The following is a 23,512-nucleotide window of genomic DNA, read 5'->3' as shown; positions in this document are numbered from 1 at the left end:
CTACGTGGTATCGGCCAGCGGGGAGCGCCTCTATTCGCTGCCCCAACTCACGGAGCAGGCCGTTGCCCCGGCCGGCCAACCGGGGGGCCGGGCCGCCCACCCACGGCAGGTAGGCATCTTTGCGGTGGGCCCGCCGCCCGCCCGGCCGGATTCCGGCCTAAGCCCGCTATCGGCTTCTTTGTGCCGGTTCACTACCAACCCCTACGGCCAAGTAGACCAGCTGGCCTTCGTGGTCGCCTGCCGCGACAGCTTAGCTATTCAGCGGCAATGGTTTAAGTGGTAGGCCGCGCCCGGCGCCTGCGAGCCCGCCGCCGCCTAGTGGTGCGCAATCCCCAGCACGCTGCTACAGACAGCAGCAGGAGCACCTAGGCCAGGCCCGACAGGTTCCAGTCTACGCCCGGCCTAGGCTCGGATACGGATTCGCGCTTGAACTGGCGGGCGATGTGCGTACTCCACCGTGCCCAGTCCCAACTGGCCGGAGTTGTCACTGGCCGGAGCCATTATACCTCCAGGCCCGGAGCGTGCCATCGGCCCGCAGGCCCAGGGCATAGTTTTGCCCGGCACTCAGGGCCACCCAGTTAGTGGTGGGGCCCGAGCACGGCAATGCGGCGGGCACGCAGGTCCAGCAGCAGCGTATCGGCGGCGTAGGCGCTGGTAGTAGGCGGGGTCGAGGCCGATGAGGGGGCGGCGCAGGGTGAGGCCGCTATCGAGCGGCACCACGGGCGGGGGCAGGACCTGGCCACTCGCGCGGGGGCCGAGCAGGCAGGTCCACAACAGCAGGGTGACGTTGGGTAAGTACTTCGTCATCATGGGCAAGGAGGGTAGCCTGGCGGTGCTGCTCGCGGAGGCGGCCGGCCTCGTAGGCGGCGCTGCTGTCGGTGCGGCGGCGCTGCTCGGTGGGGAAATAAAGGAGGGGTGGCTCCATTAGCGGAGGTCGCTCCTGATGCCATTGGGCTAAGTAGCAAGCGGCGTTAGCGGTTGAGTACTAACCAGCAGTGGAGGGGAGGCTGCATCAGCGCGTGGAAGGTGCAGGTGGGGTGGGAGCTGGGCGGTAGGGCTACTACCGTAGGGGCGAAGTGAAAGCGCTGTACCCACCCGTGGGGAGGGGCAGGAACTGGGGGGGCAGCAGCAAGTCAGGCTGGCTTGGGTAAGGCTCTAATCTCAAGTATTTTTCGTCAAACAGCTGACAAGCTTGTCCAACGCATTGATTAAAAATTATGGGGGCAGAGGTGTAGGGCGGGCCGGTGGGTTGCCTAGAAGTGGCGGCCCTAGTGGCAGTCGCTGGCCCCCTGGCGGTAGCCAACCGATGCTGAGGGCGCAGCAGCCATGAGCAGCAGGCGCGGCAACTAGTTGAGAAAAGGAGCGGCGAGTAGCGCTTACGCCTCCCACAGCTACGAACGTACGAATAAAATTAATCAATAAATATATTAATTTTTTAAATACTTATTGATTAATTTTATTTTAACTTCCCATGGGCTGGCGGCTTGCTAGCCTAGGGAGCCGCTGGGTGGCAGGCGGCCTGAAGCGGCCTAGGCTGGCGGCCTCGCAGCTTAGTTAGCTGAAGGGGCCCGGCCCATTGCGGGGTAGCGCGCCCTCGCGCGGACCTTATAGCAAACAAGTTTTGACAGGAGGCCACAGCTAGTGGCGCGGGAGGCTGGCGGGAATACTGCTTGGCGCTTGGTTTTCAAGGGTTACGCAGCGCAACCGCCGCTAGCTGGCCGGCCGCCACCGGGCTACCAAGAGCTACCAAGGGCTACTTTAGGCAGTAGCTAATATCTTGGAGGTCTGATTGGTTTATTTGCTTACACTTTACAAAACAAAATAATGACACATTGCTACTTATTTTCGATGGGGCCGGCCGGCTGGGGCCGGGTGGTGCTGGCTTGGCTGCTGTGCTGGCTGGTGGGGGCCGGGGCAGCGGCGGCCCCGCTGGCCCCGGGGCCCAGCACGCGCTCGCTGGCCGAGGCCCTCAACCCCGACGGTACGCTGCGCCCGGGCCTGCACGGCTCGTTCGATGCCCGGCGCTTCCGGCTGCGCCTGGCCCCCGATGGGCGGCCCGCGTTCAGCCCGCTGAGCACGGCCGGGGCGGGCGACGAAAACTGGCAGGACAACTTTCGGCTAGCCGGGGCCAACGGGCCGGTGTACAAGGTGCTGCAAGTGGGGGCCATCACGTACCTCGCGGGCCGGTTTAGCTACGTGGGCAGCGTGGCGGCCAATGGCATTGTGAAGTGGGACGGCACCACTTGGAGCAGCCTGGGCACGGGTGCGCGCAACGGGGTGCTGGGCAACGTCAGCGACGTAGTGGCGGCGGGCACCGACCTTTACGTGGGCGGCACCTTTACTACGGCGGGGGGCGTACCCGCCAGCCACGTGGCCAAGTGGGACGGCACGGCCTGGAGTGCCCTAGGGGCTGGCATCAGCGGCGGTACGAGCGAGGTAAACGCCCTCGCCTTGGTGGGCAACGCGCTCTACGTGGGTGGCGATTTTGCTATGGCCGGCGGGGCCTTTGCCATTTCCATTGCCAAGTGGGACGGCAGCAGTTGGAGCCCCTTGGGCAGTGGCGTGCAGGGCAATACGACGAACGGCATAGTGTACGCGCTGGGCGTGCGGGGCAGCCTGCTCTACGTGGGCGGCGGCTTCTCCTTTGCCAACAGCGTGGCGGCCAACAATATAGCCACCTGGGACGGCACCACCTGGGCCAGCCTGGGCACGGGCCCCGCCAACGGCTGCAACCGGGCCGTGGCGGCCCTGGCCGTGGCGGGGGCCGACCTCTACGCGGTGGGCGACTTTACGACGGCGGGCGGTACCGCCGCCAACCGGGTGGCCCGCTGGAACGGCACGGCCTGGAGCAGCCTGGGCACGGGCGCGGCCAATGGCACCAACAACTCGGCCAGTGCCGTGTGCGTGGTGGGTAGCAGCGTGTACGTGGGCGGCTATTTCAGCCAGGCCGGGGGCGTGGCGGCCAACCGCATTGCCAGGTGGGACGGCACGAGCTGGGGCAGCCTGGGCACGGGGGCCGAAAACGGGGTGAGCATCCGCAGTGGGGTCTTCGTTAACGTCGACGCCATCGGGCTGGTGGGCACCGACCTATACCTAGGCGGCACCTTTACCCAGGCCGGTAGCCAGGCCACCAATTACCTGGCCCGCTGGGATGGCACGGCCTGGAACAACGTGGGCACCCGTGCCAACGGGGCCAACGGGCCGGTGTACGCGGTGGCGGTGGCGGGCTCAGACGTGTACGTGGGCGGCGACTTTACCGCGGTGGGCAACGTGCCGGCCAACCACGTGGCCAAGTGGAACGGCACGGCCTGGAGCGCGCTCACCATGCGGGGCCCGGCCGTGGGCGAGTACTACGACGGCGTGCAGAACGGCCCGGTATACGCGCTGCTGGTGGCCGGCAGCAGCCTCTACGTGGGCGGTAAGTTCCAGTCGGCCGGCAACGTGAATGCCGGCGCCATTGCCCGCTGGGACGGCAGCACCTGGAGCAGCCTGGGCACGGGCGCAGCCAATGGCCTGGCCGCCAACGGCACCGCCATTCCCTACGTGTATGCCCTGGCCCTGGCCGGCACCACGCTTTACGTGGGCGGCACCTTTGACAAGGCCGGCGGCGCGGCCGCCAGCAACGTGGCCCGCTGGAGCGGCACGGCGTGGAGCGCACTGGGAACCACCGCCGCCAACGGCACCAACTCCACCGTGATGGCCCTGGCCCTGCTGGGAACCAGCCTCTACGTGGGGGGCGACTTTACGGCGGCGGGTGCCGTGCCGGCCAGCCGCATCGCCAAGTGGGAGGGCAGCGCCTGGAGCGCCCTCGGCCCCGGTGTGAGCACGCCCCTGGCCACGGGCTCCTTCGGCGTGGTATACGCCCTGCTGCCCGTGGGCAACAGCCTCTACGTGGGCGGGTATTTTACCACGGCCGGCGGCCTGCTCGTCAACAACGTGGCCCGCTGGGATGGCAGCACCTGGAGCGCGCTGGGCAAGGGCACCACCACGGGGGGCTACGTTATGGCCCTCACCCAGGTGGGCACCAGCCTCTACGTGGGCGGGTATTTTACCAGTGCCAGCGACCAGCCCGCCAGCCACGTAGCCCGCTGGGATGGCAGCACCTGGAGCAGCCTGGGCACCGGCCTCAGCGGCACCGTGCGGGCGCTGGCGACCGGGCCGGGTAGCACGCTCAACGTGGGGGGCGAGTTTAACTTGGTGGGCGACGGCAGCCGCGCCGCCTCGTTCTTTAGCCGCTACGAAACCGCCCCTCTGCTGGCCACCGCCGCTCCGCAGGCGGCCGCTGCGCTTAGCATCTACCCCAACCCGGCCCGGGCCAGCTTCCGCGTGAGCGTGGCCGGGGTAGCCGGGGCCAGCACCGTGCAGGCCGAGCTGGTCGATGCCCTGGGCCAGGTAGTGCGCCGCCTGCTAGCCCCGCTGCCCACGGCGGGCACCCTACTCACGGTGCCCACCGCCGACCTGGCCCCCGGTGCGTACGTGCTACGTCTGCAAGCCGGCCCCACCACCCTGCGGCAGCGCGTGCTGCTGCTGTAAGGGCATCAGCCGCAGCCTACCTACGTTTGGCCAACTGCCCCCCTTGCGTGGTTGGCCAGGCACAGGGAAACCACTGTTATTACGCTCTTCCGGAGAAATTACTTGCTAAAATACAGTGGAAGCCGAGGCTTCGAGCTATTAAATAATGTGCTGATTACTAATTATTTAGACTAGTTTTAAACCGCACGCACGGCAGTGATGCTGGCCTCCTCGGGGGCCTACCGAATGGTGGGCTTGGCGCGGGGCGAGGCAGGGCTAATTGGCACTGGCAGCACCAGCCAGTGCAAGGGGCTGGTAAGGCGCAGAAACGTCCGCACTTCGGCAAAAGAGAAGGCCGCGCCGAACCAGCCGGCGTATTCCTTGCGGAGAAAGCTTGACAGCATATCATAGCTGACCTGAGGCGGAAATACGACTTGGCCATCTGCCAGCTTTAGTTGTTCTGGGTCTAGCTCAAACTGCTGGCTGCGTAGCCCGCTTATATCTTCTTCGCTCAACAGCGGGTCCCGGCCCTGGGGGCCACACTCGGTGATGTAAGCTTCGAGTTGCTGCCGCAATCGGATGTTGGCTTCCGCTCGAAAAGCCTCCAGGCGGTGCGGGTCTAGCTCGTCGTCGGCCGTGAGCTTGGCCCCGGTGCAGGCATCGGACGCAACCCAGCGGTAGCTGGTGTTGATGCCTGCACCTTGCATTTCACCGGTGAGCACCATACTCACTAGGTTATGCCCCACATAGGTGACGGTACGGGCCTTGCGTACCCGGGTCCCCTTCATTAAAGGCTTCTTCGCCAGCTAGCCAGCCTGAAAAGGCGGTAGCGGCGTGCTTATCGGCCGTGGCTAGCACCGGGGGCCGCCCGGGGCGCTGCACCAAGCGTACGGGCGGGTAGGTGGCGGCACCAGGGCCAGCTACCGGGTGCAGCTCGACCGGCAGGCGTGGGCCGCCCTGCTGCGCCCGCCAGGTACCGCGCAGGCCCCCGCCGGGGCGAAACTGCAAGTGGAAGTAACCCGAGCGCCCCTCAACCGCCTGCGAGGGGGCGGTAAATTCCTCGGCAATCGGCTATCGGGCGGGCAGTAGGCGCCGGCTAGATGCAGCATCTGCTTGCGTTGGCCATAGCGGTAGTAGCCCTCCACGATGCCTTCCAAATCCTTGGTAGTAGCAAAGAAGTAGGCGTGAATAGGGAGGTTACCGTTGAGGGTGCCAGCGTAGTAGCCAGCCAGGCGGGGCGGGTGCAGCTCGGAGAAGGCGGCCCGGACGTGACCCAGCAGCGGCAGCAGACTTAGGCAGCACGGCAAGACTTTCACAGTGCCAAGCTACGGCGCACTAGCCACCCAGCTAGGTTCCCGGTGAGGATGGGCCGGCGCGGACCAGCGCATGCCGGAGGAAGGCAGCTATTTTTTAACTATTCTACGGCACGTTGCCGGTGCCTGGCAAGTAGGGCAGCGGGCAGCGAAGAGCAAAATCCTGCGCGACAGATAAGCTAGCAAGAGCCTCAAAACAACTCCCCGCCCGGCCTACCACCTAGCCCCTAAACCAATCAGGGGCAGGGCCTTTGCAGGCCCCGCCCCCGAAAGCCCGGCACCCCCTGCGGGGCCCCGGAAGCGGGCGGCCTCGGATGCTACCTTCCTGCGTGGGTGGCCCGGTGGGGCCGCCGTAGCGGGAGGAATAAGTGGGCAACTCCACAGGGGGAAGCTGCCCGGGTCGGGGCTGCCCATAGCGCCGCTGGCCTAAGTAGCCAGCGGGGTTATCGACTAGGGTAAGTGATTAGTAAAGAGGGCAATAGCTAGTGGTAGAGGTGATTATAGACCGGCGCGTGGAAGGCGCAGGTAGCAGGGCCGTACTGCGGGTTGACGCTAAGCCAGACCTCATCGCTAAGTGGGCCGAGGCGCTTGCCCGAGGGCGTGGGCTGCTCGGCCGGGGCATCGACTACGAGGGCGAAGCGGAAGCGCCGCACCCGCCCGTGCTTGCCGTGGGGGCGCGGGAGCGCGCCGGGGCGCGCGGCAAACCAGTGGTTGGCATCCAGGATAATATCGGTGCAGGGCCGGGGCAGGGCCAGGCCCTGCTGCACGGCCTCGCCGTAGAACTCGGTGGGCGCGCCGTAGGGGTTGGCCCCGCCCCAGAACGCGCCCCGGCGGCGCGCCTCGGCGGGGCAGGGGTGGCCCCAGCCGGCCTGGCGCAGCAGCCCGCCGCCGGCAGTGGGCCGGCGGCGGCGGTTGTGGTAGGTAAAAAGCCAGAGCTCGGGCTGGGCGGCCAGCACGGCGGCGGGTAGCGGCCCGCCAAAGCTGAGGCGCAGGTAGTTGGGAGTAGAGAGCGGCCCGGCGGCGGCCGTGGGCGCGCCGTGGGGGCTGGCCAGGTGGCCTACCTGCGGCGGGTGCGCTGACTTGCCCACGCTGGGGGCCGCGCTTCCGCTGAAGCTGCGAATCTGGAGCTGCGGGGTGGGCAGGGCGGGCACGGCCTCGGCGGGGGCGGGGGCCGCGAGCACGGCGGCAAGGAAGCCGCGTAGGTCGGCAGCGGTGGTGAGGCCCCCTTCGCCCCGGCTGCGGATGGCCAGGGGCAGGGCAGCGAGCAGGTCGACGGGGGTGGGGGGTAGCATGGGCAAAACGAGGCGAAGAAGAGCTAAAACCGGACGGGCAACCACCAGCACCCGGCCCCAATGGCTAGCTGCTGCTGCGAATCTACGGGGTATTTTGGCTGATGAATAAATAAAAAATTTAGCTTTTTAGCATAGAGGAGTCGTTTCGTTTACGTCAGTATGAATTTGGGTTACCGGCACTGCTAGGCGGTAATAATTATTTTTTTGAGAGGCGGTGGCGAGTGGGCTGAGTGGGCCGCCAGGGGCTTTGGTAGCCTGCGTCCTTAGAGCAGCCAAGCGGGCGGGTAGGCCCGCTTGGCTGCTCGCCCGCTTGGCACAACCGGGGCAATTCTCATCGAAAAAATAGATTTTCTTATTATATTTAAAAGTAAAAATATACTTACCAGTTACTTTGGTTGACATGACGCACGCTTCATACGATTCTCTGCTGGCCACCCTGGGCACTGCTATCCGCAGCGCCGACCAAGGGGGCAATACTTCTGCCGCTGATGTGCGGGGGTTTCTTACCGCCCTGCTCACCCAGCTGGTGGCCGATACGGCCCCGGTAGCCAGTACCCCGGTGGCATTCGGGGCCATTCGCCAAAATCAGTATGGCACTCACCCCGCATTCAGCGACCAGGCCACGCTGAATGCGTGGCTGCTGGGCCATAGCGTCACAGCGGCCAGCAGCTATGGCAGCGCCGTGGGCTACGGCGGCTATTATGGGGGTGCGGGCTACACCGGCATTAATGCCTACTTGCTGGCCCCGGCTAAGTAGTTGGTGGGGCGGCCGCACCCTCACGCCGTACTCCTTATCTATTGCCCTTGCTTATGCGCGCTGTCTATTCTTTTTGCACCAAGTTTTTAACTGAGGCCAACGCCCACGGGGGCTTCCCCGACGCCGAGGCCTGGTGGTGCTCGGTGGCGCTGAGCGTGCTGCTCGCCCGCCAAAACCTGGGGCCGGTGGCCCTCTATACCGATGCCCTGGGGGCCGCCCAGGTGGCCCGGCTGGGCCTGCCCCTCGACGAAGTGCACCTCGTGTTCGACGATTTTGCCTACCCGCCCCAGCTCTGGATGGCCCTCAAGCTGCAAACCTACCGCCGCCAGACCCAGCCCTTCGTGCACCTCGACTTCGATGCCTACCTCTGGCAGCCCCTGCCCGCACGCCTGCACCAGGCCCCCGTGCTGGCCCAAAGCGACGAGAACGACTACCCGTGCTACCACCGTGTGCTGGGGTATTTTCTGGACCACGCGGGCTACGTGCCCGATTTTTTGCAGGCCTACGTGGCCACCCACGGCCGGCGGGTGCGCGCGCTGAATGCGGGCATCTACGGCGGCCACGACCTGGCCGCGCTGCACGCCTGCTGCGACGCGGCCTTTGCCACCATCCACCACCCTGCCAACGCCGCCCTGTTTGCCGGCCTGGCGGCCCACCACGCCCACCCGGGGGATGTTTTTTACGATTTTAACATTTTGCTGGAGCAGCTTTTTGCCGCCGTGTACTACCACCAGCAGGGCCTGGCGGTGGGCTACGTGCTCTCCGAGCACGAGCCGCCCTACTTCACGCACCTGCTGGCGGGGGCCAAGGCGCACCCCGGCAACGTGGGCGACCTCAAGCGTCGCGTGGCCCGCGACTACCCCGCCGCGTACCAGCGGGTGCTGGCCCTGCGCTAGTCCTTCAGCCTGGGCTGAGCTTCCCAAGCCCTCCTGGCCTATCGGCCAGGAGGGCTTTTTATATAAATAATTGACCATTAATATTTTATTTTAAATTTTGCGGCTTCTGCCTCGTGGTGTGGACCTGGCCTGGCCCCCACCAAAAACGCCGGGCCACCCGGGGGTGGCCCGGCGGGCGGGCAACGCGTAGAACGTGAGGGGCCAGCCGGCACGGCGGGCCTAGAGCGTGTACTGGCCGCGTACGTAGGCCACGAGCTGCTGCTGCTCGGCCTCGGTGAGGGGGCGGTCGTAGAGCAGGGCCTCGGCCAGCCAGCCGTGCCAGAGCCAGCCGGGCGCGCCGCCCAGGCGCACCAGGGTATCGAAGCCGCGGGCCTGGGTTTGGCCCTGCTGCGGGGCCACGGGCTGGGCCACGCCATTGAGCCAGAGGCGGAAGCCGGCGGGGTCGCCGCTGTGCAGCTCAGCCACCACCAGCACGGGCCGGCCCAGCTGGGCGTTGGCGTTGGCAATACCCAGCACGTCACTAGCGTAGGTGTTGAGGCCGAAGCTGTCGTTGTTCAGCCACAGGTCCTGGTTATAGCCAGCGCCAAAGTGAACGGGCATGATGCTGTTGGCCCCAGCCTCGGCTTGCAGCAGCAGGGCCACGGTGCGCACGGCGGGGGCAGTGCCCACGTCGACGAAGTCGAGCGCCTGCTGGCCGTTGAAGTAGAGGGCGCGGCCGCCGGCCCAGGCTTGCATGGTAGGCGCGGCGTTGGCCCCATCGGCATAGATGGGGTGGTCGTGGCCGCTGCGGTCGGCCCAGCTGGCCACGGAGCCGGCGGCATCGCGGGTGAGGCCGCTGGCGGCGCGCCACCAGCCGAGCGGGCTGGCGGGCACGTCGGTGGCCGCGGGCGGGGTGGGGTCGGGGGTGGGGGCGAGCGGCGGGGCGGGGGCCACGTAGGCGGGCAGGCCGGGGTAGCGGCTGCGCACGGCCGCAAACACCCGCTGCTGCTCGTCGGCGGTGAGGGCGCGGTCGTAGAGGGCCATTTCGCCCAGCCAGCCCTGCCAGCGCCACTGGGCATTGCCGCCGAGGCGCACGCGGTTTTCGAGGGGGCGGGCCAGCGTTTGGCTCTGCTGCTGGGCCACGGGCTGGGCCGCGCCGTTGAGCCAGAGGCGGAAGCGGCGCGGCTCGTTGCTGTGCACTTCGGCCACCACAAGCACCGGCTGGCTAAGCTGGGCAGTGGCATTGGCAATACCCAAAATATCACTATTATAAGTGTTTAGGCCAAAGTGGTCGCTGTCAAGCCACAGGTCCTGGTTGTTGCCATCGCCAAAGTGGATGGGCATCTTGCTGCTCAACCCCGGCTCGATTTGCAGTAGCAGCACGGCCGTGAGCACGGTGGGGGGGGGGCCGCTCAGGTCCACGGGCAGCAGGGCCTGGCCGCCGTTGAAATACAGGGCTTGGCCGCCGGCCAGCGGGGCCGCGCCGAAGGCCGCCGGCCCGCCCTCGGGGCGCACGGTGAGGCCGTAGGGGCTTTGGTCGGCCCACTGGGCCAGGGAGCCGTCGGGGGCGCGCAGCAGGCCGCGGTCGGGGCGCAGGTGCAGGCGCAGCCCGGCGGCGGGCAGGCTGGCGGTGGCGGGGTGGTAGGGGTCGGGCGCGACTTGGCGCAGCGAAAAATACGCCAGCGAATAGTGCGCATTCTGGCCGCCCCCAAGGTGCCAGCGCTGCGTTGTGCTGGCGTTTACGAAGCGGTAGCGGTGCACGCCCACCCCGAAGGCGGCCTCGCGCAGGCTGCCCGCGGCTGAATTGTTAACCAAAAACGTGCCGCTGGTGTACTCCGCCACCTCAAACTCGACCTGGTAGGTGGCCCCCACCTCCAGGTCGGTATCCTGGTAGAGGTAGTCGGGGCCGTTTTCGTTCTGGCCGCCCTGCATGGTGGCCCGGCCGCCGCCCACGGCCCAGCGGGGTTGGGCAAACCAGTCGGGCCCGTAGGCGGCCACCGCCGGGCGGCGAAACGAGCTGTTATCCAGCCACTCCAGGCCCGCGTCGCGGGTCAGGGCGTAGCGCAGGGCCAGCGCATCGGCCAGCTCGGCGTGGGTGGCATCGGGCAGGGCGCGGTCGTAGAGCAGGGTTTCGGCCAGCCAGCCCTGCCAGCGGCCGCCGGCCATACCGGGGGCGGGGCCAGCCAGGTGCAGCAGGCTACCCAGGGGGTGGGCGGCCACGCTGCCAGAGTGCGGGCCCACCAGCAGGGGCCGGCCGTTGAGCCAGAGGCGAAAATCCTCGGGGTGGGCGCTGGGCCACTCGGCGGCCAGCACCACGGGGCCGGTCCCCAACAGCTCATCGGCGCGCCGGGTGCCGTACACCGCGTCGTCGCCTACGTTGAGGCCCAGGTAGTTATAAAGTACGCGCAGGCCGTTGGCCGAAGCCCCGTCGGCCCCAAACGCCAGGGGCACCAGGTTGGTGGCGTCGGACGGCATTTGCAGCACCTGCACGGTGGTGAGCACGGCGGGCGGGGCAGGCAGGCCCAGGTCGAGGGGAGCCAGGGCGGGCTGGCCATCGAAGGCCAGGGCCTGGGCCCCGGCCCAGGCCACGGGGCGCGGGGCGGGGCCACCGGGGGCGGGGTAGAGGTCGCGGCCGTGGCCGCTTTGGTCGGCCCAGCGGGCCAGGCCGCCGGCCTCGTCGAGGCGGAGGCCGGCATCGGCGCGCCACCAGGCCAGGGCACCGGCGGGCAGCTGGGCGTAGCCCGAGGGCACCAGCGCCGGCCCGCGCAGCACAAAGCCGCCGGCGGCCTGCCCGGCCGCGCCGTGCAGGCTGAGGCGGGGGCTGAGCGGAAAGGCCAGCGCGGGCAGCGGCAGGGTATACACCAGGCGGTCGTCGAGCAAAAACCGGCCTTCGAAGCCGCCACCCGCCGCCCGCCACACCTGCACCTCCACGGTGGCCCCGGGCCGCCAGCGCACGGGCACCGGGACCAGGCGGCCCTGGTAGCGCGGGGTGCCGGCCGCATACACGTCAAACGAGCTGGCGTCGAGGTTGAGGTAGGCGCCCAACGTGAAGGTGGCGTAGGCGGGGTCGGCGGCGGGGGCATCGGCCCCCACCAGGCCCAGAAAAAAGTGGTTGGCCCAGCCCGCCGGCACTGGCCAGCTGAGCGCGCCCTGAAAGGCGCCGGGGCTTTCGGCCAGCGCGCGGCTGCCCACCGCCCCGGCCGACCACGCGCCGTCGTCGGTCTTGACCACGGTGCCGCCCGCCGCGCCGCCCACGGTGGCGTTCACGGGGTGCACCCAGCGCACGGCCTCGGGGGCATCGGCCAGGGTGTTCGTATAATACGTAGTGTTGGGGCGAGTCATAAGTAAGGAGTAATAAGCAGGGAGCAGGTAGTACCAGGGAAATGCTGGCCGCGGAGGCGCAGTTATTTTTTAACTTATTGATTACCTGATTTTTAATTAAATTTTTGGGTTCGTACAGCTTTTTACTGGCGCTAGGGCAGCCGGCGTAGCTGATGCAACGCAAGCTTCTGAAAATAAGCTAATTATGGTTAATTACCGCTTCACTCAGCAGCTGCTCCCCTAAAAGCCTCCGAGAACCAATTTTTCGACTGCCCAAGGGGGCCGTTGGGGCCGCCCCGCCCGCTACCCCAGGCCGTGGCGCAGGGCGGCCAGCGCCCCTAGGATAGCTAGGTAGGTGGTGGCGCTGGCCGCCAGGCCAAGGGCCAGCAGGCGGCGCAGCTGGCCCGCAGCCCAGGCGCGCTGGGCGGCCTCGGCGGCCGGAAAGCGGCGGCGGGCGCGGCCGGCCAGGTACTGGTCGGGCCAGCGGGCGGCCTGGGCGGCAAAGCTCACGTAGTAGGGCGGCAGGCCGCGCGCCCGGCTCAGGCCGGGGTTGAAGGCCCAGGCGAAGTAGCCGCCAAACAGCCCCAGCAGGGCCAGCACGCTCAGGGTCAGCGTGCCCCAGTGCGGGGCCAGCAGGGCCGAGGCCGCCCCGGCCAGGGCCAGCCCTACGGCCAGCCGCAGGCTGGCGCGCTGGGCATGAAACGCCGCGTGCAGACTATCGGCGGGGCCGTTGGCGGCAATGAGGCGGGCATTTTGGCGGGTTTCCCAGGCCACGAAGGCCGCCCAGGCGGCGGCGCTCGCGGCGTGGGCGGCCAGCAGGGGCCCGGCGAGCGGACTCACGGCTGGCGGCGCGCGGCGCGGTCCTTGAACCAGGCTACGCCCACGGCCGCCGCAATGATGGTGCCGCCGGCGACCAGCAGCAGGTTGCCGTTGCCACAGCCAATGTCGCGAAACTTGGACACGCCGCCCAGCCCGGTAAAGAGCACGGCCAGCAGCATGGGCACCAGGGCAAAGCCCTGGGTGAGCTGGCGTAATTGGCTGGGAGGTTTGTTAGCAGGTGTGTTCATAAGAAAGCTATTTTAGTTATAAGTTATTGCTAATCAGAATTTTATTCACTGATGCTGGGGAGTGGGTGCCGGGGTGAGCCGCGCGCGGGCCGCTTCTCCCGAAGCGAGCCGCCGGGTTGCCCCTTGCTGGTGCGCCGGGGAAGCCCCCGGCGCGGCGGCTAGGTAGTGGCCTGGCGGCGCACCTGCACCAGGCCACCATTTTCGGCGCGCAGCAACAGCTGCGGGGCTTCGTTGCGGGCCGTGAGCGGCCGCCGGTGCCCCCCCGAGGTGGTGAGGATGGTAGTGACGGAGGTCCTGTTGTTGAGATACCCGTTCAGCCGGGTGTTAACGGCTAGCTCAAGACTAATTTATACTTCATAAGTATCTGGTAATGAGTTTTTTATAAAAAATAACTAACCTTACGGTAGGGTAGCAGCTAGCGGGCTCCGCTACCCTCGCCGGGCCGGGGAGCCGGGTGCCCTTCAATCTTGCTAATTAGCAGGCCGATTTTTTGGGTTAATTACCTTATAATCAAAAAAATTAACTTAATAGCGTGAGCACGGCCGGCTGGGCGGTATCGGCGCGGGTGATGGCTACTTGCAGCACATCGGCGGCGGCCAGGGTGAGGGGCAGGCCCACGGGCTGGCCCGCCACCTGGTAGCTCACGCTAGCCACATTCTGACGTTGCTCGCTGGCGTAGGTGCCGGCCTGGCGGGCCCCCAGCGTGCGGCCAATGGAATCGGCAAAGCCGGCTTCGAACACAAATTCGAGCACGGCCGCGGGGGCCGGGGTGGCCGCGCCCGCGCCGGCGGCCGGGCGCTCGTCGGTGACGGTGAGGCCCAGGCTGCGCAGGTAGGCCACGTCGTAGGCGGCGGGCAGCGTGGTGCTGCCCCGCAAAATGAGGTGCCCCGGCCCGGTAGCCACGCCCACCGGGCTGCCCCCGATTACCGTGACGCTGGTGAGGATGAGCGTGGCCCCGCCCCCGCCCAGGCGGGCCCCGCCCGTGGTGGGGCCCGCCGCCACGTCGAGTACGCACTGGGCCAGTTCGAGCTGGCCGCCGTCGTAAACGCGGGCCAGCATGGCCCCAGCCGTGGCTACCAGGCAGCGGCCCTGGCGCAGCAGCGCCTGGCCGCCGCCACCCACTTCGAGGCCGGCGCTGCCGGTACGCACGGTGAGGTCGCCCACCAGCTCGTAGCGGGCATTGTTGGTCATCAGGTTCACGCCGGTGGCGTTGTAGCGCGAGTCGACCTCCACGCTACCGCGCTGCCACAGCGAGCCCGAGCGCATGAGCGCCGCGCTGGCCGAGCCGCGGTTGACGAGGTGCAGGTCGTAGGCGCGCACCGTGGGATTGGCCCCGTCGGGCCAGGTGAGGCCGCACGAGCCCTGCCCGTTGCTGTAAATGGTGGCATCGCCGCCGCGCACCGTGTAGGTGCCCGCCCCGAAGCCCAGCCCGTCCTGGCTCAGTACCGAGCTAATGTCGAAGCCCGCCATATCGAGGGTGATGCCGGGGCGCACGAGCAGCACCGCCGCGTAGGGGTCGGCAAAGGGCATGCGGATGGGCGTGGTCACCTGCACGGTATCGCCGGGCTGGGCGGCGGCCAGGGCGCGCACCAGGCCATCGTCGGCGTTTTTGGCGGCCTGGGTGCCCACGCCCGCGTAGTAAGTGCGGGTGCGGGCGGCGTCGGAGCCGATGCGCACGGCCAGGCTGTTGACGAGCTGGTCGAGGCCCGTCAGGCGCGGGTCGGTGCTGTCGGCCTTGGCGGCCAGGGCGGCGGCCAGGGCCGCATTGTCGGCCGGCGCGCCTTGCAGCCCCCCGAAGGTGGCGGCCGCCGCGGGCGCGGCCCCGCCAATGAGCCAGGCGGCGTGGTCGGGCTCGGGGGTGCCGTCGGGGGCCGTTACGGCCACTACTACAAAGGTGTGGTTGTCGGGGTCAAAGGCGACCGTGACGGTGTGCTGGTGGCCGGCCACCTCGTCGCTAACGAGGGCCACGGTGGCGCCGGGGGTTTCGACGAGGTAGCGGGCCTGGGCCACCGAGAGCTTGGCCACGTGAAAGGCGATGGGCACGAGGCCGTCGTTGGGCTCGGCACCGACCTGAAACAGGTAGGGCGTCTGGCGCTGCTCCTCATCGACGGAGGCGGCCTCGGCCAGGCTGGTGGTGAGCGTGCGCAACAGGCCGTTGAGGGCGGGGCCGGTGGTTTTGGGCGGCCCGCCCTGGGGGTGCACCACTGCGTCGATTTGGGCCAGCAAGGCATCTACATCAAAGGTTGCCATAAGTACTTAGTAGGTAAAGGGTTGTAAAAAAGAAATTTATATTAATCACCTTGCGTAGGCGGCCGCCAGGGCCGCCGCTTAGGTCTGCCGAAGGATACTTACTGCGCGAGGCAGGACAAAAAAAGAGGCCGTTACCGGCATCGCTGGCCTGCTCGCCAAGCCCTCAGCAGGGCCACCGGCACCGCTGGGTAAGCGGCGGCCGGTATGGTCCCTCGCCAAGGCCACGCTCACGGCCCCGATGGTGGTGCCGCCGGCCGCCAGCAGCAGGTTGCCGCAGCCATGCCGCGAACCCTGGCCACACCGCCCAGCCCAATAAACCCGACAAAGAGGCCGGCCAGCACCCCCAGGGTTTTGCCCTGGGGTGCTGGCTCGGGGCCTGGAAAGTTGGTTGCTAGTAGTATCAGCAGTCATCTTATGGCAAAAAGTCAGAAATAAAAAAATGCCGCGGAGCGAAGAAGCGCGGGCCGCCTCCCCCGAAGCGACCCGCCGGGCTCCCCCTTTTCTTCACAGGTATTCTGGTTAATTTACTAAGGGTTAATATATTAGCTAGCCAGGTAGCGGCGGCGCACCTGGCGGGTGGCCCCGGCCGGGGCATCGGCCCGCAAATCGAGCCAGAGCCCCCCCTTGGTCACCTGGCCGGCCACTAGCGTGCTGGGGTGGCTGCTAGCCTCGGCGCGCGGGTTGGTGAGGGCTTGCCCCTGCGCGGGGCCTAAAGGCGGGATGGCCATTACTGCGCGGGGTGGCGGGGTTGTAAAGCGGGCGGATGTTCCGCGCAAGCTCGGGCAGCGTGGCACCGGGCACCCAGTCCTCGGCGTGGGCGGGGCTAGTCGCGCCTCAGCAGCTTCACGGTAAACTCGCCGCCCAGACTGGCCCCGAAGCCATCGAGGTACACGTACTGGCGCACGGCCTGGCCGGCGTTCAGGTGCAGCACCCGGGTGGTCTGGCTGCCTTTGCGGTTGGTGGCGTTGGTTTGAAAAATGGTGCTCCACAGCATCCACTCGCCGTCCACGTTGTCGGGCCCCGCCCCGAGGGCGTAGTTGGCCCCCACCGGCCCATCACCGTCGTAGATGCGCAGGCGCGCATGCAGCTCGTACGTGCCGCTGACGGGGGCCACGTACTGGCCGGCGGCCACGTCCCAGCCGCCGCCCAGGCCGGCGGGGCGCACGTCGACGGTAGGGGTGCCCACGGGCACGGGCGTGAAATTGTAGGCGGCCACGTAGCCCCCGAGCGGGGCCACGGCCAGCACCTCCAGGCCCGGCGCGGCGCTGCCACCGGCGGCCCCGCCCGCTGGCAAGCCCAGGAAGTGATAAGCGGGGGCGGCCGCCACGCTGGGCGGCAGCAGGCCGGCGTACGATACCTGGGCAAAGTCGTAGCTCACCACCCCGTCGGGAGCCAGCACCAAGGGCTGGTCGGGCGCGCACTCGAGGTGCGAGCAGTTGATAGTTAGCAGGTTGCCCGCCGCGTCGGCGGGGTTGCCGCCGCTGCCCGTGTTATGGTAAAACGCGCCGCTGGGCACTGTGCCGTGCACGCCGCGCACGGTGGCGGCCAGGGGCTTGAAGTAGTAGCCCCCGTAGCGGGTGAAGGCAGTGAGGTAGTCGGTGCCGGGCGGGGCCGCGAAGCGCACGCCGTCGAGCAGCAGCTGGTTGGGGGTGCTATCAGGAGTGAGGTAGGCATTGTGCACCAGGTTGCCCTCGTGGCGCACATTGCGCAGTACCACCTCAAGCTGGGTGTCGCCGTACCACATGATGGTGCCTTGCAGCCGGCCCTCGCCGGCCAGGCATACGCGCCGGCGCGTAGCCTGGTAGCCCGTGTGCAGGTAGAGGATGCTGAACTGCCAGGTAGTGCTGGCGTGCAGGCGCACTTCAAGGTCTTTCTGAATGAGGGCCACCCGGCCGGGTTCGCCGAAGATACCCGGCCCGAAGGTGACCACGTCGCCGGGGGCAGCGGCCGCGTGGGCGTCTTCCCAGCTGGCGCAGTAGGTGCGCACGCCGGTGGCGGCACTTTGCACCAGCACCTGGCCTTGCAGGCTAGCGGCCAGGCCGGCGAGCTGGCTGCTGAGGCGAGCCTCCAACTCGGCCAGGACCGCGGGCGCGGCCCCACCAATGAGCCAGGCGGCGTGGTCGGGCTCGGGGGTGCCGTCGGGGGCCGTTACGGCCACTACTACAAAGGTGTGGTTGTCGGGGTCAAAGGCGACCGTGACGGTGTGCTGGTGGCCGGCCACCTCGTCGCTGACGAGGGCCACCGTGGCGCCGGGGGTTTCGACGAGGTAGCGGGCCTGGGCCACCGAGAGCTTGGCCACGTGAAAGGCGATGGGCACGAGGCCGTCGTTGGGCTCGGCACCGACCTGAAACAGGTAGGGCGTCTGGCGCTGCTCCTCATCGGCGGGCGCGAGGCGGGGGTCGGCATCGGTGACGAAGGCATTGGCGGGGCCGGGCGCGCCGGCCGTGCCAGCCAGGGCGGCGAGGGTAGCAGGGGCGGGGGTGCGGGCCAGGAGCTCATCGAGGAGCAGGGTGAGGAAGGCGCGCACGTCGGCGGCGGTGGTGGCGCCGGGGTCAGTGGGGGTGCCCGAGCGCACGGCGGCGGCGAGGGCGGCAAGTAGGTCGGGGCGGGTAGCCATGGAGGATATTCAGCTAATAGACTGATGAATAATAGTTTAGGCAATAGGCGGGTGCCGGTGGGCCAGGGACCTAGCGGGGGCGCACGCGGTCGTTGAGGGTGCGGGGGCGGCGGCGCGCCCCGCCGGCCCAGCCCAGAAAGGCGAGCCCGCCAAACAGCAGCATGGGCCACAGCAGCGCGCGGCTGGCTACGCCAGCCAGCCAGCCCAGGGCACTTATTAAGCTTAGTACCAGGCACAAGCCCAAGAGAAAACGCAGTGACATGGGAAGGAAAAAAAGAGTGAGAAACGGAGAGGGGTACCCTGAGCGCAAGGTGCCCGCGCAAGCGCAAGCTGGCGCACGGGTCCACCCCAACCGGGCGGAAAGCTACACACGTTATCCTTGGTATACTTTATTCCTAAACTACCTGCATACTAATGTGCACCAACGTAGCACTAAGGTTCCTGGGACCGCCCAAAAGAGCCCGGCCCCGGCGGGGCCGGGTGCCCCTGGCGGAGGCCGCGCGGGCCCGCTAGCAGCGTGGTAATCAGGAAAAAGCCAACAGCAGCCAGCGCAGGGGCCCAGGCGAGTAACCACTTTGCCAGCTGCTATTTAGGAGGAAGAGGCCGGCGGCGGCTGGCGCGGGGGGCAGGCGGGGCAGTAGGCAGCATGTGGGGAGGAATAGCTCCGACGAGGGGGCAGGGGGCCGTAGGTACCCCACTGGTTGCCGGCCGGGCCACCCTGAGTACTGCCCGGCAGCGGCCCCGGTCAGGAAATAGGCCCCGCCCAATCGCCGGCCGCAAACCTGCCGCCCCTAGTAGTGGCGGTCGGCGTGGGTGGGGCCAGTACCCACGCCGCCGCACAGGGTGGTGCCATCACGGCACTCACCCTAAAGCTCTGGTTATCAATTTATTTATTTATTACTAAAAACTGCTAGGGGCGCACCGGCGGCATGTTAGGTGGGGGGAGACGGGCGGTGTTATAGTTAAATCCCGGCAGCCGTTATACTCTATGGGTATTTTGCCGCCCGAGTGGTGGTCGATGACTTCACCCTGTGCCACCACCCCAGCCCGTAGTAAGTGGCATAGCGCAGCCCGGTTTAGGAACGCTGGCGCGGGCCAGCCGGCTGCCGCGCGCATGCGTGGAGCCAAGCGCATTGCCGACGCTCGGGTTGGCATGCACGACCAGTTCAGCGAGAACCCATGGGCACAACCCGAAAGCCAGGACCGCAGCCGGGTAAACCGGCTTCCAGAATCTATTAGTTAAGTAATTTATTACTAACAACTTAATTGTTATTCTCTGTCCGATAGAAGAACGTGGCCCCGCCAATAATGGCCCCGTTGTTGTAGCCGGCGCTCACGCCTGCCTTGGTGAGTTACACGGTGTGGGTGCCGGCGGGCAGCCCAAACACTTCGAAGAGGGTGTTGGTGACATCGGTGTAGCCGCCCCGGTTGCTCAGGGCCGGGTAGGCCCTACCGTTGAGCTGCACGTCGAGCTGGGTATTGGCCTCCACCATGCCGTAGAGGCGCACGCCCTCGGTGGCCCCGCCCGCCACCCGGAAAGTGAGCTGGGCCGTAGCCTGGGCCGAGCCGGCCGAGTATTCCTGCATGGAGCTGGCAAAGGGCATGTGGATGTCGGGGCGGTCCGGGGCGGAGAGGGGCGTCCAGGTGCTGGCAAACTGCCAGGCCGGGCTATCCACCGGCGCGGCGCGCTGGGCCACGCCACCCGCGTAGGCGCGGGCCAGGGCAGCCAGCAGGGTGGGGCGCTGGGTATCGAGCAGGGCCACGTTGGCGTAGATGCGGCACTCGGCCACGTCAGTGGTTTCCGAGGTATGGAGGTTGGGCCACTGGCCGGCGCCCAGGCGCAGGGGGCCGTTGTGGGGCTGGGCCCCGCTCACTGCATCGGTTTTGCGCTGGCCGTCGAGGTAAGCCAGCTGCACCTGCGCGTTGGTGAGCAGCAGCACCTGCCAGTGGCCCGGTTTCACGGTGTGGGCCTCGCTTATGGGGCCGCTGGTGCCGTAGTAGTGCAGCACCAGCTGCTCGGCACCCTGGTAGAGGTCGAAGAGCGCGCTTTGGGATAATTCGCCCCAGCCCAGCACGTTTTTACTGGCCTGGGGGCGGTGGGTGCGAAACACGAGCAGCACCGAAAACGGCTGGCTGCCACTGATGCCCAGCGGCCCGGCCGCCGTGCGCCAGTCCTGGCCCGTGAAGCGCACGAAGGAGCGCCCATTCTGGGCATCTCGGTAGGCAACGGGCTGGCCGTTGGCGGCGGCTACCGCCAGGCTTTGGGCGGGGCCGGGGGCCAGGCTGTCGGCGCGCACTCACACGGGGGGCAGCGCGTCGGCCACCGGTGCCCCAATGATAGTTAGTTCGGGGCAGCGGCCGGTACTATCGGCCACGCCGGTGCGGCCGGGCGTGAGGTGTTGGTACCGAGCCAGCACGCCGCTGGCGGGCAGCGGGCCGTGGGCATCGTCCCGTTCCACGGCCGTGAAGGAGCGGTTGTAGAAGGTAATGTCAGCCACGTCGCTGGGGAAGAAAAACTCGTTTTCCGAGTAGCGGCACAGCAGGTAAAACGCCTGGCTGAGGGTCGCAAACTCGAGGTGCACCTTGTGCCAGCCGGGGGCAAAGGCGGCCACGTAGCTCGCGGTAGGCACCCCGTCGAGGGCCCCGTAGGTGAGGCCATCGGGGCTGGCGCGGTTCCACCAGTAGCCGGCCCCGTGCGCCCGGAAATCGACCAGAAAGCTGCCGTACTGCCCATTGTCGGTGGCGCGCAGCCAGAAGGCCACCGCTACCGCCCCGGCAATAGCGGGCGTGCGAAAGCCGCTGGCCCCGGTGGTGCGCAAAAAGCTGGCCGGCTCAAAGGCGGCCGGCGCGGTACTGAAGAAGGTGGTGTGCTGGCCCATGTTTAGGAAGCTTGCAGGCTGAGCACGGCCGCCAGGCTGGCGTCGGCGCGGGTGATGGCCACGGCCAGCGTATCGCCGGTGACCAGGCTGAAGGGCAGCGTTAGCGCCTCGGCACCATTGCGCACGTAGCTGACCCCGGCGATGTTGCTGATAAGCTGGCCGGTGTAGTGGCCGGCCTGGCCGCTGCCGCAGGTGGCGGTGTAGCTGTCGGCGTAGCCGGGCCCGAAGACAAACTCCAGCGTGGGCAAGGCGGCACCAGTGGCAGCAGCGGGGCGCTCATCCACGAGGTTCATCGTGTTGATGGCACCTACCACCACCGAGTTGCCACGCAAAATGACGGTGTCGGCGTGAAGGGCCTCCTCGCCGGGGCGGCACAGCACGGTGTAGTTTTCGAGAATAATGGTGGAGCCCGCGGCGGCGCTGAACAGCGGGGCCATGCCCGCGGTGCGCGCCTGGGCATTGAGCACACCCTCGCGCAGCACCAGCGTGGCGTTGGTGCCCAGGGTATTTATCACGTCGTCATACAGTTGTATGCTGCCCTCCCAGGTGGTCGTGGCGTTGTTACCCACCGCAAACAGCGCGTGAGTGAGGCCGCGGGTGTTGGTGCCCACGGTGGCGGCATCGGTGCCGTAGGCCTCAATGCTGCCCTTGCCCAAGAAAGTGCCCTGGCGGTTGTGAATACCCCAGCGGGTAAAGTAGTTTTCTTCGGGCCAAAAGGCCACCCGGCCCAACTTAATGGTGCCCGAAAACTGGTAGCGGCCGCGGCTGGTTAGGTACAGGGCGTGGGTGCGCACGCTCTGCACCACAATGTGCAGGTCGTGGATGGTCACGTCCTGCACCGCGCCGCTATTGGCCGCCACCGTCCAGCCCAGGCCCGCGTTATAGCGCACGGGGTTGCAGATGATGGTGGTGTGGTTGGCGTTCACAATTTGCGTTCCCCCGGTGAAGGTGAGCACGTCGGTGTTGGCGTCGGGCGTGTACAGGGCCAGGCCCTGTAAATTGGTTATCAAGGTGTTATTTGGGAAAACCACCCCCGGTACCGTGGTCGTGGGGTCGCCGGCGGCCACGGCGCCGTAGGCCAGCGAGTACACGGTGACCGTGCCGTGGTCGCCGGCCCCGTCTATAGCAGCCTGGGCATTGGGATAGGCCGTGCGCACGTAATCTTGGGTGATGGCCTCGGCAATGTGGCGGCTGGCAAGGCCCTGGGCCGCCTGGGTCGTTTGCTGGTCGGTTTCAGTGGTGGCTAGCTCATCGAGCAGGTGGCCCAGGAAATGGCGCACGTCCGCAGCGGTGGTCAGGCCGTCGGGGCCGCCGCTGCGGATGTCTTGCTCCAGCTGCTGGCGCAGGGCGGCGATAGTAAGTTCACTCATAGCGAAAGGAGCGCGGGGCTAAGGCGCACTAGAAAAATTAAAAAATATTAACTACTTGAATTACAGTAAGTAGACCAAATTTATGCCGGGTGCCTTTACCAGGTGGTAGGTGCGCGCCAGTTCGCCCAGCAGCGGCCAGTACCCGGCGCAGCAGTGAGCCAGGCAAGACGAGTAGGTGAGGGCAAAGGACAAGACCAGCCGGGGACGGCAAGAGGGTTTTTGCAATACTAAATAAGCCGAAAAAATAGGTACTAAAAAATATTAAAAGCTAAACTTTTGAGCCTTAGCAAATTATATTTTTACAAGTTTACGAACCCACCTAATAACTTTAGGTAGAAAAAGACTTGCAAGCGTTAGCTTAGCTAAAAATAAGTCAATTAAATAATTTCACTTTAGTAAACTCCAAAAACTTTTTTTAGACAGTATTTTACTGATTTTGAATAAATTACGGCTAAAATTTACTTTTATAATGAAAATAAATTTTAGCCGTAATCCATTTAAAATTATGTTATACGGCTCTGATTTTGTCAAAAGTGTTACAAGTCTTTTTTACAGTTTTATTACTGACAATCAAAACGTTAACTTTAAGCAGATTTCAGCTAATTTTTGGAAGACGCAATAGTAATTTTATAGTTATTTTGGGTAGCTTAGCTTTGCCTTTGTCGGAGGTTTGGGAGATTACCGAGGGATTTTGGGTGGCAATGGGCGTGCTTCGGAGACTGGCCGCCGGGGCGCTCAAAATGGCTGGCTGCACGTGAAAAGGCCCCGTTATTCAGGAAGCATGCTCCTGCTGAATAACGGGGCCTTTTACCCGAAGTGCCCACCACCTAGCTGCTTTCACTCGATGTGCAGGCTGATGGCTTCCTGCCGGCCCACGGCGGCCTCCAGCTTGAGTAGCAGCGCGTGGTAGGCGCGCCAGGAGTTGAACACGCGCTGGCCAGTGGGGGCCACGGCCGTGCCCAGCAGCAGGCTGCCGGCGGTGTCGGCGGCGGTATTGCCGGCGTGCAGCCTAATGGCTTCGTAGCCCGGAACTTGCAACAGCTGCGGCATTACCTCGTGGAAACGCGTGGAGAAGGTGAGGGCCACGGCGTAGGTACCGGCCGGGATGGCCTTTGGGCCCGCCACTTTGGGGGTGCCCCGTAGGCACACCACGTCTTCCAGGGTGTAGCACTCGAAGCGCCCGTCCACGTTGAGGCGACCGATGGTGGCTTGCGCGTTTTTTACAAACCGACTTACAATTATTTCCATGCCTTTGATTA

Annotated in this window: 21 protein-coding genes; 5 read left to right on the top strand and 16 right to left on the bottom strand. The window is 66.5% G+C overall.

From position 1 onward, the window contains the following. Positions 1-283: hypothetical protein (locus ACYVGC_RS22010; RefSeq protein WP_460586023.1), on the top strand; the 283-nt coding region annotated here is incomplete at its 5' end. Between the two features lie 201 nt (positions 284-484). On the opposite strand, the gene ACYVGC_RS22005 is transcribed toward ACYVGC_RS22010, so the two are convergent. Both ACYVGC_RS22005 and ACYVGC_RS22000 read right to left on the bottom strand, forming a co-directional pair. After that, positions 485-616: a hypothetical protein gene (locus ACYVGC_RS22005; protein WP_460586022.1), complete on the bottom strand. Its 132-nt coding sequence runs from the start codon at positions 614-616 to the stop codon at positions 485-487. Positions 617-703: 87 nt separating this feature from the next. Further along, entirely contained in the window at positions 704-925 is a 222-nt protein-coding gene (locus ACYVGC_RS22000) for a hypothetical protein (RefSeq protein ID WP_460586021.1), read from the bottom strand. Between the two features lie 899 nt (positions 926-1,824). On the opposite strand from ACYVGC_RS22000, the gene ACYVGC_RS21995 reads away from it, so the two are divergent. Then, positions 1,825-4,533, top strand: coding sequence for a T9SS type A sorting domain-containing protein (locus ACYVGC_RS21995; RefSeq protein WP_460586020.1), 2,709 nt, complete (start codon positions 1,825-1,827; stop codon positions 4,531-4,533). Between the two features lie 218 nt (positions 4,534-4,751). Here ACYVGC_RS21995 and ACYVGC_RS21990 read toward each other — a convergent pair whose 3' ends face one another. Next, positions 4,752-5,237 carry a hypothetical protein gene (locus tag ACYVGC_RS21990; protein ID WP_460586019.1) on the bottom strand — a complete coding sequence of 162 codons (486 nt, stop codon included), beginning with the start codon at positions 5,235-5,237 and terminating at the stop codon, positions 4,752-4,754. 10 nt (positions 5,238-5,247) lie between these two features. After that, entirely contained in the window at positions 5,248-5,520 is a 273-nt protein-coding gene (locus tag ACYVGC_RS21985; protein WP_460586018.1) for a hypothetical protein, read from the bottom strand. A 92-nt stretch (positions 5,521-5,612) separates the two neighbouring features. Between ACYVGC_RS21985 and ACYVGC_RS21980 the strand changes: the two genes are divergently transcribed. Next, positions 5,613-5,807, top strand: coding sequence for a hypothetical protein (locus ACYVGC_RS21980; RefSeq protein ID WP_460586017.1), 195 nt, complete (start codon positions 5,613-5,615; stop codon positions 5,805-5,807). A 500-nt stretch (positions 5,808-6,307) separates the two neighbouring features. On the opposite strand, the gene ACYVGC_RS21975 is transcribed toward ACYVGC_RS21980, so the two are convergent. Continuing rightward, positions 6,308-7,117 (bottom strand): hypothetical protein, encoded by an 810-nt coding sequence (locus ACYVGC_RS21975; protein ID WP_460586016.1) that lies wholly within the window; start codon positions 7,115-7,117, stop codon positions 6,308-6,310. 400 nt (positions 7,118-7,517) lie between these two features. Here ACYVGC_RS21975 and ACYVGC_RS21970 point away from each other — a divergent pair, with 400 nt between their 5' ends. Continuing rightward, entirely contained in the window at positions 7,518-7,874 is a 357-nt protein-coding gene (locus ACYVGC_RS21970; RefSeq protein WP_460586015.1) for a hypothetical protein, read from the top strand. A gap of 53 nt (positions 7,875-7,927) precedes the next feature. Continuing rightward, entirely contained in the window at positions 7,928-8,770 is an 843-nt protein-coding gene (locus ACYVGC_RS21965; protein WP_460586014.1) for a DUF6734 family protein, read from the top strand. Between the two features lie 219 nt (positions 8,771-8,989). On the opposite strand, the gene ACYVGC_RS21960 is transcribed toward ACYVGC_RS21965, so the two are convergent. From ACYVGC_RS21960 to ACYVGC_RS21910, 11 genes are all read right to left on the bottom strand, one after another. After that, positions 8,990-12,091, bottom strand: a complete 3,102-nt coding sequence (locus ACYVGC_RS21960; protein ID WP_460586013.1) for a hypothetical protein — start codon at positions 12,089-12,091, stop codon at positions 8,990-8,992. Positions 12,092-12,373: 282 nt separating this feature from the next. Next, a complete protein-coding gene (locus tag ACYVGC_RS21955; protein ID WP_460586012.1) occupies positions 12,374-12,910 on the bottom strand; it encodes a hypothetical protein in 537 nt (178 codons plus the stop codon). Beyond that, positions 12,907-13,137: a hypothetical protein gene (locus tag ACYVGC_RS21950; protein WP_460586011.1), complete on the bottom strand. Its 231-nt coding sequence runs from the start codon at positions 13,135-13,137 to the stop codon at positions 12,907-12,909. The genes ACYVGC_RS21955 and ACYVGC_RS21950 overlap by 4 nt, the downstream gene beginning before the upstream one ends. Before the next feature lie 519 nt (positions 13,138-13,656). Beyond that, complete coding sequence (locus ACYVGC_RS21945; RefSeq protein WP_460586010.1) at positions 13,657-15,387, bottom strand: hypothetical protein; 1,731 nt, start codon at positions 15,385-15,387, stop codon at positions 13,657-13,659. A gap of 542 nt (positions 15,388-15,929) precedes the next feature. Beyond that, positions 15,930-16,115 carry a hypothetical protein gene (locus ACYVGC_RS21940; protein WP_460586009.1) on the bottom strand — a complete coding sequence of 62 codons (186 nt, stop codon included), beginning with the start codon at positions 16,113-16,115 and terminating at the stop codon, positions 15,930-15,932. 95 nt (positions 16,116-16,210) lie between these two features. Next, the gene (locus ACYVGC_RS21935) at positions 16,211-18,004 is read right to left on the bottom strand and encodes a hypothetical protein (protein WP_460586008.1); all 1,794 of its coding nucleotides are present in this window, start codon (positions 18,002-18,004) and stop codon (positions 16,211-16,213) included. Between the two features lie 70 nt (positions 18,005-18,074). Then, complete coding sequence (locus tag ACYVGC_RS21930) at positions 18,075-18,266, bottom strand: hypothetical protein (RefSeq protein WP_460586007.1); 192 nt, start codon at positions 18,264-18,266, stop codon at positions 18,075-18,077. A 1,090-nt stretch (positions 18,267-19,356) separates the two neighbouring features. Further along, the gene (locus tag ACYVGC_RS21925; RefSeq protein ID WP_460586006.1) at positions 19,357-20,301 is read right to left on the bottom strand and encodes a hypothetical protein; all 945 of its coding nucleotides are present in this window, start codon (positions 20,299-20,301) and stop codon (positions 19,357-19,359) included. Then, the gene (locus ACYVGC_RS21920; protein ID WP_460586005.1) at positions 20,302-20,883 is read right to left on the bottom strand and encodes a hypothetical protein; all 582 of its coding nucleotides are present in this window, start codon (positions 20,881-20,883) and stop codon (positions 20,302-20,304) included. Between the two features lie 2 nt (positions 20,884-20,885). Continuing rightward, positions 20,886-22,253, bottom strand: coding sequence for a hypothetical protein (locus ACYVGC_RS21915; protein ID WP_460586004.1), 1,368 nt, complete (start codon positions 22,251-22,253; stop codon positions 20,886-20,888). 837 nt (positions 22,254-23,090) lie between these two features. After that, a complete protein-coding gene (locus ACYVGC_RS21910) occupies positions 23,091-23,501 on the bottom strand; it encodes a DUF5675 family protein (RefSeq protein ID WP_460586003.1) in 411 nt (136 codons plus the stop codon). Between the last annotated feature and the right edge of the window lie 11 nt (positions 23,502-23,512).

Source organism: Hymenobacter arcticus (assembly GCF_054779975.1).
Note: the sequence above shows the minus strand (reverse complement) of the source record. Positions and strands in the feature narration are given on the sequence as shown.

Coding starts and splice junctions, on each gene's coding strand:
- ACYVGC_RS22000 (WP_460586021.1), bottom strand. CDS start 925: ATGGAGCCACCCCTCCTTTATTTCCCCACCGAGCAGCGCCGCCGCACC.
- ACYVGC_RS21995 (WP_460586020.1), top strand. CDS start 1,825: ATGACACATTGCTACTTATTTTCGATGGGGCCGGCCGGCTGGGGCCGG.
- ACYVGC_RS21990 (WP_460586019.1), bottom strand. CDS start 5,237: ATGGTGCTCACCGGTGAAATGCAAGGTGCAGGCATCAACACCAGCTAC.
- ACYVGC_RS21980 (WP_460586017.1), top strand. CDS start 5,613: ATGCAGCATCTGCTTGCGTTGGCCATAGCGGTAGTAGCCCTCCACGAT.
- ACYVGC_RS21975 (WP_460586016.1), bottom strand. CDS start 7,117: ATGCTACCCCCCACCCCCGTCGACCTGCTCGCTGCCCTGCCCCTGGCC.
- ACYVGC_RS21970 (WP_460586015.1), top strand. CDS start 7,518: ATGACGCACGCTTCATACGATTCTCTGCTGGCCACCCTGGGCACTGCT.
- ACYVGC_RS21965 (WP_460586014.1), top strand. CDS start 7,928: ATGCGCGCTGTCTATTCTTTTTGCACCAAGTTTTTAACTGAGGCCAAC.
- ACYVGC_RS21960 (WP_460586013.1), bottom strand. CDS start 12,091: ATGACTCGCCCCAACACTACGTATTATACGAACACCCTGGCCGATGCC.
- ACYVGC_RS21950 (WP_460586011.1), bottom strand. CDS start 13,137: ATGAACACACCTGCTAACAAACCTCCCAGCCAATTACGCCAGCTCACC.
- ACYVGC_RS21945 (WP_460586010.1), bottom strand. CDS start 15,387: ATGGCAACCTTTGATGTAGATGCCTTGCTGGCCCAAATCGACGCAGTG.
- ACYVGC_RS21940 (WP_460586009.1), bottom strand. CDS start 16,115: ATGGCCATCCCGCCTTTAGGCCCCGCGCAGGGGCAAGCCCTCACCAAC.
- ACYVGC_RS21935 (WP_460586008.1), bottom strand. CDS start 18,004: ATGGCTACCCGCCCCGACCTACTTGCCGCCCTCGCCGCCGCCGTGCGC.
- ACYVGC_RS21930 (WP_460586007.1), bottom strand. CDS start 18,266: ATGTCACTGCGTTTTCTCTTGGGCTTGTGCCTGGTACTAAGCTTAATA.
- ACYVGC_RS21920 (WP_460586005.1), bottom strand. CDS start 20,883: ATGGGCCAGCACACCACCTTCTTCAGTACCGCGCCGGCCGCCTTTGAG.
- ACYVGC_RS21915 (WP_460586004.1), bottom strand. CDS start 22,253: ATGAGTGAACTTACTATCGCCGCCCTGCGCCAGCAGCTGGAGCAAGAC.
- ACYVGC_RS21910 (WP_460586003.1), bottom strand. CDS start 23,501: ATGGAAATAATTGTAAGTCGGTTTGTAAAAAACGCGCAAGCCACCATC.